Origin of the sequence: Planktothrix agardhii (assembly GCF_904830935.1) — a bacterium.
GTDB classification, from domain to species: Bacteria; Cyanobacteriota; Cyanobacteriia; order Cyanobacteriales; family Microcoleaceae; genus Planktothrix; species Planktothrix agardhii.
Map to the genome: position 1 here is coordinate 419,700 of NZ_LR882952.1, position 17,153 is coordinate 436,852.

General features: G+C 39.1%; 26 protein-coding genes and 1 pseudogene. 19 read left to right on the forward strand and 8 right to left on the reverse strand.

What is annotated here, in order from left to right:
• Nucleotides 1–44: 44 nt before the first annotated feature.
• A pseudogene (locus NMG88_RS01900) lies at nt 45–211 on the reverse strand (FAD-dependent oxidoreductase); the annotation flags it as partial.
• A gap of 100 nt (nt 212–311) precedes the next feature.
• On the opposite strand from NMG88_RS01900, the gene NMG88_RS01905 reads away from it, so the two are divergent.
• The 9 genes from NMG88_RS01905 to NMG88_RS01945 all read left to right on the forward strand — a co-directional run bounded on the left by NMG88_RS01905 (nt 312) and on the right by NMG88_RS01945 (nt 6,436).
• A complete protein-coding gene (locus tag NMG88_RS01905) occupies nt 312–500 on the forward strand; it encodes a type II toxin-antitoxin system Phd/YefM family antitoxin (protein ID WP_042151303.1) in 189 nt (62 codons plus the stop codon).
• Nucleotides 501–523: 23 nt separating this feature from the next.
• Nucleotides 524–1,849 carry an AAA family ATPase gene (locus tag NMG88_RS01910; protein ID WP_254035058.1) on the forward strand — a complete coding sequence of 442 codons (1,326 nt, stop codon included), beginning with the start codon at nt 524–526 and terminating at the stop codon, nt 1,847–1,849.
• A 3-nt stretch (nt 1,850–1,852) separates the two neighbouring features.
• Nucleotides 1,853–2,002: a hypothetical protein gene (locus tag NMG88_RS01915; protein ID WP_158442869.1), complete on the forward strand. Its 150-nt coding sequence runs from the start codon at nt 1,853–1,855 to the stop codon at nt 2,000–2,002.
• A gap of 36 nt (nt 2,003–2,038) precedes the next feature.
• Nucleotides 2,039–2,467: a DUF29 domain-containing protein gene (locus NMG88_RS01920; RefSeq protein ID WP_042151307.1), complete on the forward strand. Its 429-nt coding sequence runs from the start codon at nt 2,039–2,041 to the stop codon at nt 2,465–2,467.
• 97 nt (nt 2,468–2,564) lie between these two features.
• Nucleotides 2,565–3,107, forward strand: coding sequence for a Uma2 family endonuclease (locus tag NMG88_RS01925; protein ID WP_042151310.1), 543 nt, complete (start codon nt 2,565–2,567; stop codon nt 3,105–3,107).
• A 64-nt stretch (nt 3,108–3,171) separates the two neighbouring features.
• Nucleotides 3,172–3,648, forward strand: coding sequence for a YbjN domain-containing protein (locus NMG88_RS01930; RefSeq protein WP_026793748.1), 477 nt, complete (start codon nt 3,172–3,174; stop codon nt 3,646–3,648).
• On the forward strand, nt 3,617–4,408 hold the full coding sequence (locus NMG88_RS01935) for a lipoate--protein ligase family protein (protein WP_036842407.1): 792 nt from the start codon (nt 3,617–3,619) through the stop codon (nt 4,406–4,408). The genes NMG88_RS01930 and NMG88_RS01935 overlap by 32 nt, the downstream gene beginning before the upstream one ends.
• Nucleotides 4,409–4,447: 39 nt before the next feature.
• Nucleotides 4,448–5,650, forward strand: coding sequence for a 4-hydroxy-3-methylbut-2-enyl diphosphate reductase (locus NMG88_RS01940; RefSeq protein WP_254033559.1), 1,203 nt, complete (start codon nt 4,448–4,450; stop codon nt 5,648–5,650).
• Nucleotides 5,651–5,821: 171 nt separating this feature from the next.
• Nucleotides 5,822–6,436: a Uma2 family endonuclease gene (locus tag NMG88_RS01945; protein WP_227349946.1), complete on the forward strand. Its 615-nt coding sequence runs from the start codon at nt 5,822–5,824 to the stop codon at nt 6,434–6,436.
• A gap of 98 nt (nt 6,437–6,534) precedes the next feature.
• On the opposite strand, the gene NMG88_RS01950 is transcribed toward NMG88_RS01945, so the two are convergent.
• From NMG88_RS01950 to psbN, 5 genes are all read right to left on the reverse strand, one after another.
• A complete protein-coding gene (locus NMG88_RS01950) occupies nt 6,535–6,759 on the reverse strand; it encodes a DUF4926 domain-containing protein (RefSeq protein WP_042151323.1) in 225 nt (74 codons plus the stop codon).
• 21 nt (nt 6,760–6,780) lie between these two features.
• Complete coding sequence (locus NMG88_RS01955; protein WP_042151326.1) at nt 6,781–7,329, reverse strand: DUF3747 domain-containing protein; 549 nt, start codon at nt 7,327–7,329, stop codon at nt 6,781–6,783.
• 48 nt (nt 7,330–7,377) lie between these two features.
• Complete coding sequence (locus tag NMG88_RS01960; protein WP_042151330.1) at nt 7,378–8,289, reverse strand: MBL fold metallo-hydrolase; 912 nt, start codon at nt 8,287–8,289, stop codon at nt 7,378–7,380.
• Nucleotide 8,290: 1 nt separating this feature from the next.
• Nucleotides 8,291–9,391, reverse strand: a complete 1,101-nt coding sequence (gene aroC / locus NMG88_RS01965; protein ID WP_042151333.1) for a chorismate synthase — start codon at nt 9,389–9,391, stop codon at nt 8,291–8,293.
• A 132-nt stretch (nt 9,392–9,523) separates the two neighbouring features.
• Entirely contained in the window at nt 9,524–9,655 is a 132-nt protein-coding gene (psbN, locus tag NMG88_RS01970; RefSeq protein WP_026787065.1) for a photosystem II reaction center protein PsbN, read from the reverse strand.
• Between the two features lie 231 nt (nt 9,656–9,886).
• Here psbN and psbH point away from each other — a divergent pair, with 231 nt between their 5' ends.
• The 7 genes from psbH to gifA (NMG88_RS02005) all read left to right on the forward strand — a co-directional run bounded on the left by psbH (nt 9,887) and on the right by gifA (NMG88_RS02005) (nt 14,073).
• Complete coding sequence (psbH, locus tag NMG88_RS01975; protein WP_042151338.1) at nt 9,887–10,090, forward strand: photosystem II reaction center phosphoprotein PsbH; 204 nt, start codon at nt 9,887–9,889, stop codon at nt 10,088–10,090.
• A gap of 182 nt (nt 10,091–10,272) precedes the next feature.
• The gene (locus tag NMG88_RS01980) at nt 10,273–10,533 is read left to right on the forward strand and encodes a TatA/E family twin arginine-targeting protein translocase (RefSeq protein ID WP_026787063.1); all 261 of its coding nucleotides are present in this window, start codon (nt 10,273–10,275) and stop codon (nt 10,531–10,533) included.
• A gap of 49 nt (nt 10,534–10,582) precedes the next feature.
• A complete protein-coding gene (pth, locus tag NMG88_RS01985; protein ID WP_042151341.1) occupies nt 10,583–11,227 on the forward strand; it encodes an aminoacyl-tRNA hydrolase in 645 nt (214 codons plus the stop codon).
• The gene (locus tag NMG88_RS01990; protein ID WP_042151344.1) at nt 11,224–11,490 is read left to right on the forward strand and encodes a DUF3146 family protein; all 267 of its coding nucleotides are present in this window, start codon (nt 11,224–11,226) and stop codon (nt 11,488–11,490) included. The genes pth and NMG88_RS01990 overlap by 4 nt, the downstream gene beginning before the upstream one ends.
• A gap of 278 nt (nt 11,491–11,768) precedes the next feature.
• Nucleotides 11,769–13,361: a glycoside hydrolase family 57 protein gene (locus NMG88_RS01995; protein WP_042151347.1), complete on the forward strand. Its 1,593-nt coding sequence runs from the start codon at nt 11,769–11,771 to the stop codon at nt 13,359–13,361.
• Nucleotides 13,362–13,597: 236 nt separating this feature from the next.
• A complete protein-coding gene (gene gifA / locus NMG88_RS02000; RefSeq protein WP_027249406.1) occupies nt 13,598–13,789 on the forward strand; it encodes a glutamine synthetase inactivation factor IF7A in 192 nt (63 codons plus the stop codon).
• A gap of 92 nt (nt 13,790–13,881) precedes the next feature.
• Nucleotides 13,882–14,073 carry a glutamine synthetase inactivation factor IF7A gene (gene gifA / locus NMG88_RS02005; protein ID WP_027249405.1) on the forward strand — a complete coding sequence of 64 codons (192 nt, stop codon included), beginning with the start codon at nt 13,882–13,884 and terminating at the stop codon, nt 14,071–14,073.
• Nucleotides 14,074–14,115: 42 nt separating this feature from the next.
• On the opposite strand, the gene NMG88_RS02010 is transcribed toward gifA (NMG88_RS02005), so the two are convergent.
• On the reverse strand, nt 14,116–14,325 hold the full coding sequence (locus tag NMG88_RS02010; RefSeq protein WP_227349950.1) for a type II toxin-antitoxin system HicB family antitoxin: 210 nt from the start codon (nt 14,323–14,325) through the stop codon (nt 14,116–14,118).
• Between the two features lie 347 nt (nt 14,326–14,672).
• Between NMG88_RS02010 and NMG88_RS02015 the strand changes: the two genes are divergently transcribed.
• The 3 genes from NMG88_RS02015 to NMG88_RS02025 are packed head-to-tail and all read left to right on the forward strand — an operon-like array spanning nt 14,673 to nt 15,488.
• A complete protein-coding gene (locus NMG88_RS02015) occupies nt 14,673–14,873 on the forward strand; it encodes a hypothetical protein (protein WP_042151350.1) in 201 nt (66 codons plus the stop codon).
• Nucleotides 14,864–15,280, forward strand: coding sequence for a type II toxin-antitoxin system VapC family toxin (locus NMG88_RS02020; protein ID WP_042151353.1), 417 nt, complete (start codon nt 14,864–14,866; stop codon nt 15,278–15,280). The genes NMG88_RS02015 and NMG88_RS02020 overlap by 10 nt, the downstream gene beginning before the upstream one ends.
• Nucleotides 15,281–15,290: 10 nt before the next feature.
• Complete coding sequence (locus NMG88_RS02025) at nt 15,291–15,488, forward strand: hypothetical protein (RefSeq protein WP_042151356.1); 198 nt, start codon at nt 15,291–15,293, stop codon at nt 15,486–15,488.
• Nucleotides 15,489–15,509: 21 nt separating this feature from the next.
• Here the strand turns inward: NMG88_RS02025 and NMG88_RS02030 are convergent, their stop codons facing one another.
• Entirely contained in the window at nt 15,510–16,973 is a 1,464-nt protein-coding gene (locus tag NMG88_RS02030) for a glycoside hydrolase family 13 protein (RefSeq protein WP_254035059.1), read from the reverse strand.
• Nucleotides 16,974–17,153 lie beyond the last annotated feature (180 nt).

Here is a 17,153-nt window from a genome sequence, read left to right on the forward strand (position 1 = left end):
TACTATTCTATCAAACTAAAAACCACGATTGATCCAGCCGTGGTTAAAGCATCGACTTCATGGACGAGTTGGGACTTAGCAGGGCCTCCAAGAGCAGGGTACGACATCCCAACCGTGCGGAAGCCAGTGCCGCCTCACAGCCCGAATGTCCGGCCCCGACCACAATAATGTCAAATTCATCTAAAAATTCTACTGAGGGTGTTAGGGTCATGGGTTAGGTTAAGGTTTTATAGACTTATTTTTTGATTTTAGCGGTTAAAATTGATATCATCTTAGGGTAAGGTTTTCATAAAGTTCAAGGGGAGTTAAAAATGACTAATGTTGATATTACCGAAATTCAAGGGAATTTTTCAGAACTTTTAAGTCGTGTTGAACAGCAGGGAGAGAAAGTTGTGATTGAGCAAAACGATCAAGAATTAGTTACATTAGAAGATGTTATTAAAGGTTATAATGTGCTATACGGAACTAATTTTACCTTAAAAAATATTACCAATAATTAACAAATACAAAATTGATTCGCTATATGCTAAAAAAAATACGTTTAGAACGATTTAAAAATTTTAAAGAAGCCGAATTAACTTTGGGTGATTTTACAATTTTAGTGGGTACTAATGCCACAGGTAAAAGTAATATCGGTGACGCTTTACGTTTTTTACATGGAATTAGTCGAGGTTATAATTTAGCTGAAATATTAGGAGAAAAGTGGGGACAAGGAGGTTTTTTAGAATGGGAAGGTATTAGAGGAGGAAAACAGAATATTACTTTTCAAAATTCTCCAACTTTTGCTATAGAAGTAACTTTATATTTTCCTGAAGAATTTGAATGTGATGAAGAAGGAAATTTGATTTTTAAAACTCAAGATGAATATGAATTAATCTATCGCATAGAGGTGAATCCAGGGATTAATGGAAAATTGCCAAAACTTGTAGAGGAAAGTTTATATTATCAAAAATCTCTTAAACTTAAAATTGAGAATTTACCTAATAATTCTGGAAAAATGTTACTTCAGATATATGAGGATTCAGAAACTAAGAAAATCATAGAATTTTCAACAAAAGCCGATAAACCCCTACTGATTGATAGTGAGTTAATAAAGAACATCTTTATTGAAAATAAAATAAATGAAAGTATTTCTCACAATGTTGACATTTACATTAATGAAGTTTTAGACGAATTCATTAATTTACAATTCTTAGATTTAGTTCCTGATGCGATGCGAAGACCCTCTAACCCGGGTCAAAATATTTTAGGCGATCGCGGAGAAAACTTATCTTCAGTATTACAAGCAATTTGTGAAAATAAAAACCGTAAAATTGCTGTATTAGAATGGTTAAAAGCATTAACGCCAATGGATGCGACGGATTTAGAATTTGTTACAGATATAACAGGTAAAATTCTACTGGTATTAATAGAAGCGAATGGGCAAAAAATCCCAATTATTAGTGCATCCGATGGAACTTTAAGATTTTTAGCTATGATTGCAGCGTTATTTAATGAATCTGATGATTTACCTAATTTTAGTTGTTATTTCTTGGAAGAATTAGATAACGGTCTTCATCCCACCCGTTTACATCTTCTCATAGAATTAATTGAAACTCGTGTTAAACAAACTAACTTGCAAATTATTGCCACAACCCATTCCTCGCAACTATTAAGATTATTAAGTTTTGAAACATTACAAAATACGTCTTTAACTTATCGCTTAGAAAATCAACCTGATGCCAGAATTAAAAGAATTTTTGATATCTCCCCAGAAACAGAAACTTTAATTAAAGAACAAAGTTTAGCCCGTCTCCATGAGTCAGGATGGTTAGAAAATATTATGGAATTTTCTCAGGAGGAGGAATAATTTATGAAAGTTTTAGTTATTCCTGAAGATTTCCGTAAAGATCAATATATGCTCAAACCCATTGGAAACTATAAACGACTACGGCAACTTTGCCGAGAAGATTTGTTGAATTTAGAACAGCGAATTAAAGACTGGCTAGATATTTTAAAATGAAGCAATATTTTTGTATCTTGAATTACAGGAGAACTCATGAACTCAACCACCCATGAAACAGACTTTTATGCTTGGACAAATGAACAGGTACAGCTATTAAAAACGGGACAACTTAATCAAATTGATTGGCAAAACATTGCTGAAGAAATAGAGGACATGGGACGCTCGGAAAAACGACAATTAGAAAGCCGATTAGAAGTCTTAATTATGCACCTATTAAAATGGCAATTTCAGCCTAACTTACGCTCTCGGAGTTGGCAATTAACGATTAAAGAGCAACGCCTCCGGTTAGAAAAAATTCTACAAAAAAACCCTAGTCTTCAATCTAATTTGACGGAAGCGATAGAAGAGGTGTATCCTTTGGCGACCCTAAGCGCGGAAAGAGAAACCGGGTTATCTTTATTTCCTGAAACTTGTTCATATACCTTAACAGAGATTTTATCCCCCGAATTTTTGCCAGAGTAAATAATTACATAAAATTTTACTCTATTTTGTGACAACTCCCTAAAAAATGTTAATATAGGAATAACTCAACTCTCTAATAAAAATAGGTAATTCTGCCATGAAGACGTTAGCAAAATGGTCTGTAGAGGATTATCACCAGATGATTGATGCTGGGATTTTATGCGATCGCCAAGTCGAATTATTAGCAGGTGAAATTATTGAAATGAGTCCAGAAAGTCCCATTCATTACTATACAACTGAGGAAGGTACACAATACTTACAAACCTTGTTAGCAAGTAAAGTTCATGTTCGTTTTAATGGCCCTATTACCCTTTCGGATTCTGAACCCGAACCGGATATTGCTATTGTCCGACTACCCAAGTCAACCTATAAAGATCATCATCCCTATGCTGAGGATATTTTTTGGCTCATTGAAGTGGCTAAAAGTAGTTTAAAAAAAGATTTAGAATTAAAATTATCAATTTATGCTCAAGCTAGAATTGAGGAATATTGGGTTTTAGATTTATACCAAAAACAATTAATCGTATTTAGAAATCCTGAGAATAATATTTATTTGAGTCAACAAATTATTAATCAAGGGATGATTAACTCCTTAGCTTTTCCAGATATTGAGATATCTGTTGAAAGATTATTGAGTTAAATAATCTTCACAAAGGCAGGGCTAGTTACGATACAATTCAATGTAAAAGCTAGTATCAAGTATTATGACAACTACAGAACAAGCACCGTTAACGACTGAGACTGATGCAGAACTGATTGATAATGCTATGGCCACCGTCAGACCCTCAGAAGAAATTGAAAACGTCCTCATCGGGTTAGCTCAAGACCAAAAGGTAATGGTCGGACAGTCCGAAGCGGGTAAGGTTTGGCAATTTGAATATGGTAGTGTGGAAGTTTTTGTGCAACTCACAGGGGAAACCGATGAAGATACCATCACGGTTTGGGCTACGGTGCTAAAATTTCCGGTTAAAAATGAAAACCAGTTAATGCGAAAATTATTAGAAATGAACTGGTTATCTACTTTAGAATCCCATTTTGCGATTACGAATGATCAAGTTGTAGTTTTATCGAACCGCACTTTAGCAGATATTTCTGCCACTGAAATCTCACGCATTATTACCATTGTGGCGACAATTGCCGATAATAACGATGATAGCTTACAAGCCGAGTTCAAAGTCTAATATTTGGCGTTTAATTCCTGTATTTAAAGCCTCTGGACATTTGCAAATGGCAATTGACCATTGGTTGTTTCGTCAACATCAACAGGGAAAACATCCCCCCAGTTTACGGTTTTATTTTTGGGAACCTGCGAGTATTTCTTTAGGTTATCATCAGAAATCTTGGCCGGAACATTGGCAACAGTTAACTTGGCAAAACCAACCTTTAGAGTTAGTTAAACGTCCCACCGGAGGTCGGGCGGTTTTACATCAAGGGGATTTAACCTATGCGGTCATCGCTTCGGGATTGCCCCAAAATTCTAGGGTAGCCTATCAAACATTATGCCAATTTTTAATTGAAGGATGGCGATCGCTCGGCTATGAACTCCACTATGGTTCTGCTGGACGGGGATATATTCACAACCCCAACTGTTTTGCCACCGCCACCGCAGCCGATTTAGTCCTATCCGATGGCACTAAATTAATTGGTAATGCCCAACTCAAGGGAAATGGGACAATTCTACAACATGGCTCCATTCGGTTAACTCCTGATGCAGAACTGTTTCGTCAGGTGTTTGGCCTGGAAATGCCCTCACCAACCCTAACTACTTTACCGTTTGGGGAGGAGTTGGTTTCAACGGTTATTGATGCTTTGGGGGTAGCAGCCCGTTGTTGGTTCGGGGGAGAATGGGTAATACAGGCCCTCTCAGATAGGGAATTGCAGACCATTGAAGCCGAGTATTCAACCCCTTGGGGCGTGTTTGCTGACGCCATGGTAGTTTAAGATCATCAATGACAATGCACCTGATTTCAAGATAAAAAAATGGATACAAAAGCATTTATACGTTCCTTACAAGAGTCAGAAACCTATCATCGTAAAGGCTTTGGTCATCAGGAAGAAGTGGCAAATGTTATGCACTCAGCCTATCAAAGTTCTTTAATTCAAGAGATTAGAGAGAATAACTATAGTATTAAACGGGGAAATGTTACGATTCAAATGGCTCAATCCTTTGGGTTTTGTTGGGGTGTGGAAAGGGCTGTGGCTATGGCCTATGAAACTCGTGAACATTTTCCAACGGAAAATATTTGGATTACCAACGAAATTATTCATAATCCTTCGGTGAATCAACATTTAAAGGATATGAAAGTTGAGTTTATTCCTGTCGAAAATGGGAATAAGGATTTTTCAGTAGTGAATTCTGGGGATGTGGTAATTTTACCTGCGTTTGGGGCAAGTATTCAAGAAATGCAAACCTTGAACGAAAAAGGCTGTAAAATTGTTGATACCACCTGCCCTTGGGTGTCTAAAGTTTGGAATAGTATTGAAAAACACAAAAAAAGAGATTATACCTCTATTATTCATGGAAAATATAACCATGAAGAAACCGTTGCCACCATTTCCTTTGCCGATAAATATTTAGTAATTTTGAATTATAAAGAGGCGGAATATGTGTCTAATTACATTCTGAATGGAGGCGATCATCAAGAGTTTTTAGCAAAATTTAGTCGAGCCTATTCCGAAGGTTTTGATCCCGATCAAGATTTAAAGCAAATTGGCATTGCTAACCAAACCACCATGCTGAAAAGTGAAACCGAACAAATCGGCAAACTATTAGAGCATACAATGATTAAAAAATATGGCCCCGATCAATTAAATACTCATTTTCAAAGTTTTAATACCATTTGTGATGCCACCCAAGAACGCCAAGATGCCATGATTGGGATATTAGATCAACCGTTAGATTTAATGGTTGTGATTGGGGGCTTTAATTCTTCTAATACCACCCATTTACAGGAAATGTCCGTGGAAAAAGGAATTTTATCTTATCATATTGACTGTGCAGAACGCATTTTAGCGGATAACCAGATTGAACATAAACCGTTAGGCAAATCTTTGGAAATTCAAGAAAACTGGCTTCCTGATGGGGAGATTTTAGTTGGAATTACGTCCGGTGCATCAACTCCTGATAAAGTTGTCGAAGAAGTAATTGAACGGATTTTTTCACAGAAACTTTCTCAGGTTTAAGACTAAAAATAAACGAGATTTTCTCTCCCATGATTAGGATAATCAAGCCAGGTTATAATCATCTTGATTAAGTTTTCCGGCTTTGATTATCCTGAATTTATTAAACCCTTTTGCTCAACAATTTTGAACATAACTTAAATGGGATTGCTATATTCATTAATTATTAGTATAATGATTCAATCAGCAACAAAACTCTTAAATGTTGATCAATTTATTACTGAATATGGTGATAGCGATCGCCATGAATTAATAGATGGAGAGTTAATTGAAATGGAACCGACTGGACTACACGAACAAGTAGGAGCTTTTATCAGTCGAAAACTAAATGTAGAAATTGATCGTCAAGACCTGCCTTCCCTAATTCCCCATCGTTGTTTGATCAAACTATTAGGAACAGAAACCGCTTTTCGTCCCGATCTGATTGTATTAGATCAAACAAAACTGATTTATGAACCCCTATGGGAACAAAAACCTATAATTACATCAGGAAAATCCATTCAACTAATTGCTGAAGTTGTCAGTACCAACTGGCAAAATGATTATGCGCGGAAGGTGGAAGATTATGCTTTATTCGGAGTTCCTGAATATTGGATTATTGATTATTTAGGAATAGGAGGTAGAGAATATATTGGTAAACCAAAACAACCTACTCTTACTATTTGTAATCTAGTCGGTGATCAGTATCAAAAACAATTATTTAAAAATAATGATTTACTGGTTTCATCAATCTTTCCCAATTTAAAAATCACCGCCCAACAAATCTTTGCAGCAGGTCGTATCGTGTAACATTATCATCTTGAATAACTTTGAGTGTAAAGGTTGTTTCTCTAAATAATCAGAACTGTTTAAACTCACGGGCGATAGATTAAATCCCTTCAACATAATTAGCTCAGAACTCGTGCTTGGGCAATTTCTCTATTACCAATCGCCCGAATTTGAGAACTAAATAAAGAAATAATAGTAATTGTTTGACCTGTGAGGGTCATAAATTCTACTTCGTATCCTAAACCTTCTTGATGGACTAAAACTACAGTACCAATATCGCCTACTTTTAAATTATATTCGGCTAAATCATGAGTTAAAACCACTCGGTCTAATTCAGTAATCATAAACCCATCAAATCATCTTGTTTAAGAAGCTGGAGAATCGCTGGTAAAATAAATATGACCTAGGGTTTTTCCCTGATAAACTCGTTTAGTTAAACGCCAACCCGGTTCTAAAATTATTTTAGCGAAACCACTCGTAAATCCATAGGTTCTACCAATAATAATCGGTGGCGCGTAGACATCAGCCCGGGACTGGGCAACCAATAAAATATCACTCGGCGTACTTTGAACACTCAGCGCATGGGACAGCACCAAATCTGTTCCAGCCATTCTCACCGAATACCCGTTACTATCGGTGGCTCGTCCGCAAATCCCAGTAAAATCAAAATTCAACAGTAACGGATCAACAATCGTGGGTTGACTACCGCTTTCACTCCAACAGGGGCGACGATCCGAGACCTGTTCCACAATCACTAAAGTATGTCCAAAGGCGCGAGGCACAGCGATCGCGACAAACCGATCCTGATCGACCTCTGTTTGATCAAACTGAAAGGCGATCGCATTTAAGCTAAAACTCAGGACTGATATCCCGATTACCAAAGCAACTATAATTGGTTGTAGAGCTGATTTCATCTCAATTTGCACCGTCTAATGGTGGCACGAATTTACTCTAAATACTTTCTAAAATCCCACGGGAACCACTAACCCTTCCCGTGCCATAATTGCTTGGGGAGATATCGCTTGGACTTCCTTTTCTACCTGATCGAGAAAGTCATCGCTGTGGCTAGGGTCATGGTGGAAAATCACCACTCGCTTAACTCCGGCAGCTTTAGCCATCTTTACGGCCTCTTGCCAAGTGGAATGTCCCCAACCGATTTTGGGAGATTTAGGATTATGATACTCCTCATCGCTATACATAGCATCGTAGATCAAAATATCGGCATTTTGAGACAGATTTAAGACATTTTCATCCAAGCCATCGGGGAGATGTTCGGTATCAGAACAATAAACCGCTGTCCGTCCCTTCCAAGTCACCCGATATCCCATGGCTGTATTCGGATGGTTCAGTTGTCCGGTTTCAATCAGAATATCATCCAACATCATCGAATCCCCAGGCTTGAGTGTATAGAATCTCAAGTCACCTTGCAGTCCCGTCAGGGGAACTGGAGAATTAGGATGCAAAATTCGGTCGATAAAATGTTGTTTCATCGAGTCCCCATCCGGCGGAATTGCCCCATAAATATGAAAGCAATTACCCCGCATAAAAGCCGGGGTAAACAGGGGAAATCCTTGAATATGATCCCAGTGGTAGTGGGTAAAAAACATATACGCCTCCACCGGGGCTTCTTTGAGTAAATCATCTCCTAGGAGTCGCAGGCCAGTTCCGCCATCAAAAATCAAGCGTTTACCAGCCACTCGCATTTCCAAACAGGAGGTGTTACCCCCATAACGAATCGTCTCTTTTCCGGGGGTGGGAATACTGCCCCTAACCCCCCAGAACTGGATCACAAAATCCTCTGGGTTAGAGTCGGGAGCCGATAAATTAGAGAGCTTCTGAGGGTTAGCCCCCACAGACGATAGGCTGGTTTCCATTTTATTCTTCAGGCTTCAAAGTTCCACACTGACCATGATGACGCAATAAGTGATCGCACAAAACTAGAGCAACCATCGCTTCTACCATTGGCACAGCCCGAGGTAAAACACAGGGGTCATGCCGTCCTTTCGCCGATAACAACGTTTCCTCTCCCTCCTGGGTGACGGTGCGTTGTTCCTTCCGAATTGTAGCAGTTGGCTTAAATGCTACTCGGATAATAATATTTTCTCCATTGGAAATCCCACCCTGAATTCCACCCGATCGATTGGTTGCTGTTCGGACGCCGCCCACAGAATCAATATAAAATTCATCGTTATGTTGACTGCCTGTGAGCAGAGTGCCAGCAAAGCCAGAGCCAATTTCAAATCCTTTACTCGCGGGTAAGGACATTACCCCTTTGGCTAGATCTGCTTCTAGTTTATCAAATACTGGAGATCCGAGTCCTAAAGGAATATTTCTGGCAACACATTCTACCACGCCACCAATAGAATCCCCCTGATCCCGAACCTGTTCAATCCGTTCTATCATGGTTTCGGCACAATTGCCATCGGGACAACGAACAATATTACTTTCCACTTGTTCTAGGGTGACGCTATTGGGATCAATCACTCCTTCGATATCTTGAATTCGTTTCACATAACCAATAATTTCTACCCCAGCATATTGTTTAAGAATTTGTTTAGCGATCGCCCCAGCTGCCACTCTTCCAATAGTTTCTCTGGCCGAAGATCGTCCCCCTCCTTGCCAATTTCTAATCCCATATTTAGCATCATAAGTAGCATCGGCATGGGAAGGGCGATATTTAACCGCCATATCACTATAATCTTGGGGGCGAGTATCTTGGTTCCGTACCATAATCATAATCGGGGTTCCCAAGGTTCGTCCCTCAAAGACTCCACTGAGAATGTCACAAGTATCGGTTTCTTTGCGGGGAGTAGTAATCTTACTTTGTCCGGGGCGACGTCGATCCAATTCCGCCTGAATATCTGTAATATCAAGTTTTAATCGGGGAGGGCAACCATCGATCACAACTCCCACCGCCCCACCGTGGGATTCTCCAAAGGTCGTGATCCGAAATAAATGCCCAAATGTGTTGCCCATAATGGTTGTGTTTATTTTGCCAAACTCTTTATTATAGCAGATATGGAGCTAAATCAGACCTGAAACCCGTAGAAAATACAAAATATCAGAGACGCGCCGTGGCACGTCTCTACGGATATCCCCAACCCCATGTTAATCTTCGTGTTCTTCAAAGGGGTCGCGCAGGTCGGTAGAAGCGGGGCCGAAAGCTGTGTAAATCGCATATCCCGTCAGGGCGATCACAAACACAGCAATACAAATGCTCAGAGTTAATGCGGGTTCCATTATGATTAATCCCTTGTTATTCGTGTGCTTCTATAATAAAATAATTAGAAAACTTAAGACAATTTAACAATTGTTTCAATTCTGGGGTTAGGATATTGTGTTTAACCCGATATGGGGACACCTAAATCGGGTAACATTAGCCTAAGCCTCTCCGGTCTTCCCTAGCTTGAAGCGGTGAGAGTGTCCAAAATCCAGAAAAAATTTTGTTGACGTAAAAAATTTAGGTGAACTATGGCACAACGGACTTGGTTAGGAGATTTATTAAGACCTTTAAATTCCGAGTATGGTAAGGTTTCTCCCGGTTGGGGAACCACCTCTTTAATGGCAGTGTTTATGGGTCTGTTTTTTGTGTTTCTGTTAATTATTTTACAGATTTATAATTCCTCACTGCTGCTTGAAAATGTGGATGTAAACTGGGCTAATTTAACCCGCTAATCAAGTTTACAATCCAGTTAATCGTGAACTGTGAGGATCAATTTAGGAAATAGGTTTTAAGGTATAATAATTTTAAAATACTTAACCTAAATTCTGTATTGCTACTTCTGGAAAGTTAAAAATCACAGTTCACGGTTTTCTATTGATAACGATTATTTTTTGCAACTTAGGAGACTATTTTAATGAATATATTTGGTATTGGTTTACCCGAAATGGCTGTGATTTTGGTACTGGCACTATTAATTTTTGGCCCGAAAAAGTTACCCGAAATTGGCAGTAGTTTAGGTAAAGCCCTAAAAGGATTTCAACAGGCTTCTAAAGAGTTTGAAGATGAATTTAAAAAAGAAGCTCAAAAGTTAGAAGAAACAGCTAAAATTCAGCCAGAAAAAAACTCAACTGTCGCATCTACCCCAACGGAAAATTCCGTCAATACCCTTGATTAATTAATAGGTAAAATCAATAAATTAACGTTATTTAGATATATCAATAATTATGATTATGGAGGTTACGCCTGCTAAAATATTAATTGTTCCTCAATTAATCGTAGGTTTAGGAAATCCTGAAACTAAATATGAGCAAACCCGACATAATATTGGTTTTGAGGCTATTGATGCGTTAGCAAAGGCTTGGCGAATTCCAATTTCAGAAAATCGCAAATTTAAAGGAAAATTCGGTGAAGGAGTAACATCTTCTGGGGAAAAAATTAGATTATTAAAACCTCTAACCTATATGAATTTATCAGGACAGGCAATTCGCGCTGTTGTTGATTGGTATAAACTCCCGCCCACATCAGTATTAGTAATTTATGATGATATGGATTTACCATTAGGACGGTTGCGACTGCGGTTGTCTGGTTCAGCAGGAGGTCATAATGGGATGAGATCTACCATTTCCCATTTAGGAACCCAAAACTTTCCTCGGTTGAGAATTGGTATTGGTAAACCCAAATCAATGGCTGGAACAATTGAACGGGAAACGGTTTCCTATGTGCTAGGAAAATTTTCCTCACCGGAAATGCAAATTATGGAACAAGTTCTAAAATGGGCGGGGGAAGCGATTGATTTAAGTTTGCATCAAGGTGTAGAAAAAGCCATGAGTCTGTACAATAATCGTAGTTTTGTTGATAGTACAGAGTGAGTTCTAAAAGTTTACCGGAAACAACAGCGTATGTGCGAATTACGCGACAATCTTGGCACCAGGGTCTACTCGAAGGGGAGGTCAGTGCTGGGGATTATGAGTGGCGATTTCAGTGGCGATTTCGACATACCAAAAAACTCACAATTCAACCATCCCAAGGACGAGCTTTAATACAAGAACCCTTGGGACGGTTTTTAGAAAAGTATGATTATCAATTAGAACCTGGTGGGGATTATTCTTTTACTGTTCGCGCTCAATTTTAATTCACAATCAAGGGTAAGTGACCATTTTTATCGGATTTGATAAACCGGAATTTCCACAATAAATTCTGTCCCTTTGCCAATCTATCTACAGTATAAAACATCACTTATAATCTTGGATATCAATTTTATTGTCCATAGCCTTTGGCTGAGTTGCAAAAATTATCTACAATCACCTCCTAAAATTCAAGTGACTCGGATCTTACCCTTTCGTTTTAAAATCTTAATAATATTGAAAAACTATCTAGCTCCGATAACAAGCGTATTTCCATTAAATCCCTATGGCTATTGGCTATCTCGCCCTGGTTCTCCATGCCCATCTTCCCTTTGTTCGCCACCCTGAAAGTGACTATGTATTAGAGGAAGAATGGCTATTTGAAGCAATTACCGAAACCTACATCCCTCTAATCAAAATGTTTGAAGGGTTAAAGCGGGATGGAATTGATTTCAAAATCACCATGAGTTTGACTCCACCCTTGGTGTCGATGTTGCGAGACCCTCTGCTCCAAGACCGATATGATCAACACCTGAGTTTACTCCAAGAGTTAACCGAACAGGAAATTGATCGCTATCAAAAAACCCCTCATCTTCGTTACCTCGCCGAACATTATGCCGAAGAATGGCAGGAAGCCCGTAAACTTTGGGAACGCTATCAAGGCGATTTAGTCACGGCTTTTAAACAATTTCAAGATAGTAATAATTTAGAAATTATCACCTGCGGTGCGACTCATGGCTATTTACCGCTAATGAAGATGTATCCCCAAGCAGTTTGGGGACAAATTGAAGTCGCCTGTCAACACTATGAAGAAACCTTTGGCCGTCGCCCTCGGGGGATTTGGTTGCCCGAATGTGCCTACTATAATGGCTTAGAACGAATGTTAGCGGATGCAGGAATTCGGTATTTTCTCACCGATGGTCATGGGATTCTCTACGCCCGTCCCCGTCCCCGTTTTGGCACCTATTCCCCTGTTTATACGGAATCTGGTGTGGCTGTATTTGCCAGGGATAACGAATCTTCTCAGCAGGTCTGGTCTTCGGAAGTAGGTTATCCTGGGGCGGCGGAATACCGAGAATTTTATAAGGATTTGGGCTGGGAAGCCGAATATGAGTATATTAAGCCCTATATCATGCCTAATGGTCAGCGCAAAAATACCGGGATTAAATATTACAAAATTACGGGTCGGGGTCTAGGACTGGGAGAGAAGGAACTTTATGACCCCTATTGGGCAAAAGCTAAAACTAGCGAACACGCGGCGGACTTTGTATTTAACCGCGAGCGCCAAGTAGAACATCTGCATGGAATTATGCAGCGTCCCCCGATTATTATCTCTCCCTACGATGCCGAATTATTCGGACATTGGTGGTATGAAGGGCCTGCGTTTCTCGATCAATTATTCCGCAAAACCTGGGAAAATCAAAAGGTTTATGCCATGACCCATTTAGCCGATTATCTCCAAGCCTTTCCCACCCAACAGGTTTGTCATCCCGCCCAGTCCAGTTGGGGATATAAGGGATTCCATGAATATTGGCTCAATCATACCAATTCTTGGATTTATCCCCATCTCCACAAAGCCGCCGAAAGGATGATTAAAATGGCGGGTCGAGAACCTAGAGGCGACCTAGAATTACGGGCGCTTAATCAAGCCGCAAGAGAATTACTCCTAGCACAGTCTTCCGACTGGGCCTTTATCATGAGTTCGGGAACTATGACCCCCTACGCCGTGCGTCGTACCCGTTCCCACCTAATGCGGTTTAACAAAATCTACGAAGATCTCAAAATTGGCAAGGTAGATTTAGATTGGCTGGAAAAGGTCGAAGCCATTGATAACATCTTCCCTAATATCGATTTTCGCGTCTATCGACCCTTGATGTAATGGGTAATGGGTAATGGGTAATGAAAAGAGTTTACCTCCCCTACTCCCCCTGCTCCCCCTGCTTCCCCTACCTCCCTGGGCTAGGGTTTTTTTGTTCTTGAATTCTAATAAAAATGTAAAGATTTGTTAAATAAGGGCATTTTGTAAATTAGACTACAGAATGTTCTGGTATATTAGAAATTGAAGACCAAAACAGCCTTTTATTTTCTAGGCTATTCATTCAGGAGAACAAACTCATGGGTACTCAAGAACAAGCTCGCGCTTTAATGATGCGTCATCACCACACCATCAAAAATCGTCAACAGTCTTTACTCAACCGGATTTCCGATCAAGTCGGTACCGAACCTGGTGAGCCAACCACGATTCAAGGCAAACTCAGAGCCAATTCTGCCAGCAGTTACGATCGCAGTAATGCCACAATGAGCTAGGAAGATTAATAATTGTAATCTTTCTTCATATTTTAGTTAAGCAAATTTTAGCTCAAAAAACCATTCAATTTTAAACAGAGGAGAAACAAATTATGGATACTCAAAATCAAGCTCGGGCCTTAATGATGCGTCATCATCAAGTAATTAAAAACCGTCAACAATCGATGTTGAATCGGGTTTCGGATGAAGTCGGTACAGAACCCGGTGATGTCTCAACCATTCAAGGCAAACCCAGTGCCAATTCTGTTAGTAATTATGACCGCAGTGGCTCGTCCATGAGTTAATTCAGTTGTTATTGAGATAACGGTAAATTCATTATGAATCTATCAATGCCCCCGCTTTGCCTGAGCAAGTGGGGATATTTTTATGATTAACGGATAACTAATTTCTATACTTGTCACTAATCTTGGGGTTGTTTCCACTAAAGGAGATTCTTCAAGATAAAGTCTTGTAGCTTCTTTGAGATTAGCGATCGCTTCTTCTATGGTTGCGCCTTGGTCAACTGTTCCTACTTCTGGACACTCGGCTATGTACATATCATCTTCTGGAGTAAATTATGGCAGTTAAATTTTTATTTTTGATCAATATTTTTAGGAAATGATTGTTATGTATTTAGCATATCCGACAGTATCTAGTTTGGCAAATCGATCTATCAACATCTTTAATCGCAATTCTTGGAAATCAAAGAGCGATAGCAATTTTGGAAAATAAAAGACCGATGCTCGATAATTGATCTCAGTTATGCTATAATGATCTTAAAATGTTGATATTAATAAACATAAAAAAAGTATTATTTCTATCTGACAATAATACTGCTAATCAAGGATTTGTTGGATGAATAATTAGCACTTGCTTTGTATATTTTTTCAACCTGGGAGGATTTATGATAATCGATCAAATCATGCAAGAACTCCAAGATATCCCAGAAGATAAACTGGCAGAAATTTATAACATGATTCAGGATTTTCGTTTAGGGTTAAATCCTGAAAACTCCCAACCTCGTATCCCTGGACTCCTCACCGGAAAACTGGGGGACGCATTCTTTGAACCCCTACCTGAAGGGGAACTCCAGCAATGGGAATGAGCTACCTCCTTGACACTCATATTCTCCTCTGGTGGCTTTTTAATGACCTCAAACTTGACAAAGAATGCCGAGATATCATTCGCCATCCGAACCATAACATTTTAGTTAGCAGTGTTTCCGCTTGGGAAATTGCTACCAAATACCGTATTGGGAAACTTCCTGAAGCTAAATTTTTGGTTGAGCATTATCAGGACACATTAAACCAAGCCAAGTTCAACGAACTTACCATCACGGTCGCTCATGCTCTGAGAGCCGGAAACTTGCCCATTTTACACCGAGATCCGTTTGACCGGATGCTGATGGCTCAAGCTGAACTGGAAGAACTGCCTATTATCACTTACGATCAGGCTTTCCAGACTGGGTTAATTGAGGTAATTCCCTCTGCATCAACGGTTATCCGAATCTGAACAACTTCTGATGTTGTGGTTAGCTAACCAAGATAAAACAGTAGATATTTTGAGTAAACCGACAGAGTTTTCATCTGATAACGATTTTTTAAGGGCGATACAATCTTTAAAAAAACGGGGTTTAATTCAACAAGTGAGGAATAATAAAGAATCTTACTGGAGTCTTGAACCTGTGATTAAAGAATATATGAAAAATCAATCTCGGTAACTGCTCTGGCGACGGATATAACTAAGAATTAACTAAAATTATTCCTTGACGGGGAGGAAGATAGACCTCTAATTCTGTTGTGCCATTTTCTTGTTTCCATCTGAACTTACATTCTCCATAAATTAACTGATTAGGACGATTTTTTAACTCAGTAACCATTAAGTTGATTTCGGCTGCTTCTGTTCCCGAATTGACCACAATAATTAATTCTTGATGGTCTAAACATCGAGCAAATCCATAAACCATATCCTGAGAATATAATATATTGTAAGAACCTGCTCTTAAAGCCGGATATTGGTGACGAATAGCAATTATTTTTTTGTGATATTCTAAAACATTTTGATGCCAAGAATCTTGCATCGGAAAACTGCGGCGAGAGTCGGGGTCAAGATGTCCTTCCAACCCCACTTCATCCCCATAATAAATACTGGGCGCACCTGGAAAAGTAAATAACAATAGGGTTGCTAACTCAACACTTGCTTTATCTCCTCCCGTCACACTAATTAATCTAGCGGTATCATGACTATCGAGTAAATTCAGTTGTGTTAGTTGAATTTCCCAAGGATATAACGCTAATAAATCTTGTATTTTTTGACCATATTCTTTAGCAAATAGAGCCGGATAGGGAAAATAAGAGGGGCTTTCAACCAATTCCATTTGAACGCGATCGCCTGCAACAAAAGCAATAGTTGGAGCCGTAAATAAATAATTCATCACCCCATCAAATTGCGTCCCATCTAACCATTCTCTGGAATCTCCCCACACTTCCCCAACAATATAAGCCTCTGGATTAATAGCCTTAACTCTATCTCGAAATTCCTGCCAAAAACCAGGAGTTTTGACTTCAAAAGGCACATCTAAACGCCAACCATCAATCCCAAAATTAATCCAATATTCAGCAATTTCCATGATATATTCCCTAACATCAGGGTTATCATGGTTAAATTGAGGTAAAGCCCGATTTCCAACCCAACCCACATAATTAGCAGGTTGACTACCATCATAAGCCGATAAGGGCCAGCCTTCAATTTTAAACCAATCTAACCAAGGAGAATTGGGGCCGTTTTCTAAAATATCATGAAACTGGAAAAAGCCCCGACTGGCATGGTTAAAGACTCCATCTAAAACAATTTTAATCTGGCGTTGATGGGCTGCATCTAATAACTCTTTAAAAGCAGTATTTCCTCCGAGTATGGGGTCAATTTGATAATAATCATGGGTATGGTAACGATGATTACAAGCCGATTGAAAAATAGGAGTAAAATAAATCGCATTAATCCCTAAATCCTGTAAATAATCTAATTGTTCAATCACGCCCCATAAATTGCCTCCTTTATATCCCTGTAAACTCGGTGGTAAATCCCATTGTTCCCAGTGATCGGATTTTAACAAGGTTTTGCGCGGAATAGCTGCTTGAGCAAAGCGATCGGGAAAAATTTGATAAAATACCGCGTGTTTGACCCAATCAGGAGTTTGTATTTGCATAAATAATTTTTAATCACATATGATTAATTATAACTGCTAAAATTAAGCAAAACTGAGCTTAGAAATTAGCTATTTAATTTTAGGCGATCGCTAACCTCCCCAGCAAGTCCATCACTCTAATCAGATATTTAAGTTTTATTAAGCAGACCTGAATATCTTATTTACCAATGATAAATTAGA

Bases quoted from the DNA above. Each gene is read 5' to 3' on its own strand.
- gifA (WP_027249406.1), top strand. From the start codon at position 13,598: ATGGGTACTCAAGAACAAGCTCGCGCTTTAATGATGCGTCATCACCAC.
- NMG88_RS02025 (WP_042151356.1), top strand. From the start codon at position 15,291: ATGTTGTGGTTAGCTAACCAAGATAAAACAGTAGATATTTTGAGTAAA.
- NMG88_RS01930 (WP_026793748.1), top strand. From the start codon at position 3,172: ATGACAACTACAGAACAAGCACCGTTAACGACTGAGACTGATGCAGAA.
- NMG88_RS01910 (WP_254035058.1), top strand. From the start codon at position 524: ATGCTAAAAAAAATACGTTTAGAACGATTTAAAAATTTTAAAGAAGCC.
- NMG88_RS01955 (WP_042151326.1), bottom strand. From the start codon at position 7,329: ATGAAATCAGCTCTACAACCAATTATAGTTGCTTTGGTAATCGGGATA.
- NMG88_RS01940 (WP_254033559.1), top strand. From the start codon at position 4,448: ATGGATACAAAAGCATTTATACGTTCCTTACAAGAGTCAGAAACCTAT.
- NMG88_RS01925 (WP_042151310.1), top strand. From the start codon at position 2,565: ATGAAGACGTTAGCAAAATGGTCTGTAGAGGATTATCACCAGATGATT.
- NMG88_RS01960 (WP_042151330.1), bottom strand. From the start codon at position 8,289: ATGGAAACCAGCCTATCGTCTGTGGGGGCTAACCCTCAGAAGCTCTCT.
- NMG88_RS01945 (WP_227349946.1), top strand. From the start codon at position 5,822: ATGATTCAATCAGCAACAAAACTCTTAAATGTTGATCAATTTATTACT.
- NMG88_RS01995 (WP_042151347.1), top strand. From the start codon at position 11,769: ATGGCTATTGGCTATCTCGCCCTGGTTCTCCATGCCCATCTTCCCTTT.
- NMG88_RS01935 (WP_036842407.1), top strand. From the start codon at position 3,617: ATGATAGCTTACAAGCCGAGTTCAAAGTCTAATATTTGGCGTTTAATT.
- aroC (WP_042151333.1), bottom strand. From the start codon at position 9,391: ATGGGCAACACATTTGGGCATTTATTTCGGATCACGACCTTTGGAGAA.
- NMG88_RS01905 (WP_042151303.1), top strand. From the start codon at position 312: ATGACTAATGTTGATATTACCGAAATTCAAGGGAATTTTTCAGAACTT.
- NMG88_RS01950 (WP_042151323.1), bottom strand. From the start codon at position 6,759: ATGATTACTGAATTAGACCGAGTGGTTTTAACTCATGATTTAGCCGAA.
- NMG88_RS02020 (WP_042151353.1), top strand. From the start codon at position 14,864: ATGGGAATGAGCTACCTCCTTGACACTCATATTCTCCTCTGGTGGCTT.
- NMG88_RS02015 (WP_042151350.1), top strand. From the start codon at position 14,673: ATGATAATCGATCAAATCATGCAAGAACTCCAAGATATCCCAGAAGAT.
- NMG88_RS01980 (WP_026787063.1), top strand. From the start codon at position 10,273: ATGAATATATTTGGTATTGGTTTACCCGAAATGGCTGTGATTTTGGTA.
- NMG88_RS02030 (WP_254035059.1), bottom strand. From the start codon at position 16,973: ATGCAAATACAAACTCCTGATTGGGTCAAACACGCGGTATTTTATCAA.
- NMG88_RS01920 (WP_042151307.1), top strand. From the start codon at position 2,039: ATGAACTCAACCACCCATGAAACAGACTTTTATGCTTGGACAAATGAA.
- NMG88_RS02010 (WP_227349950.1), bottom strand. From the start codon at position 14,325: ATGTACATAGCCGAGTGTCCAGAAGTAGGAACAGTTGACCAAGGCGCA.
- psbH (WP_042151338.1), top strand. From the start codon at position 9,887: ATGGCACAACGGACTTGGTTAGGAGATTTATTAAGACCTTTAAATTCC.
- gifA (WP_027249405.1), top strand. From the start codon at position 13,882: ATGGATACTCAAAATCAAGCTCGGGCCTTAATGATGCGTCATCATCAA.
- pth (WP_042151341.1), top strand. From the start codon at position 10,583: ATGATTATGGAGGTTACGCCTGCTAAAATATTAATTGTTCCTCAATTA.
- psbN (WP_026787065.1), bottom strand. From the start codon at position 9,655: ATGGAACCCGCATTAACTCTGAGCATTTGTATTGCTGTGTTTGTGATC.
- NMG88_RS01915 (WP_158442869.1), top strand. From the start codon at position 1,853: ATGAAAGTTTTAGTTATTCCTGAAGATTTCCGTAAAGATCAATATATG.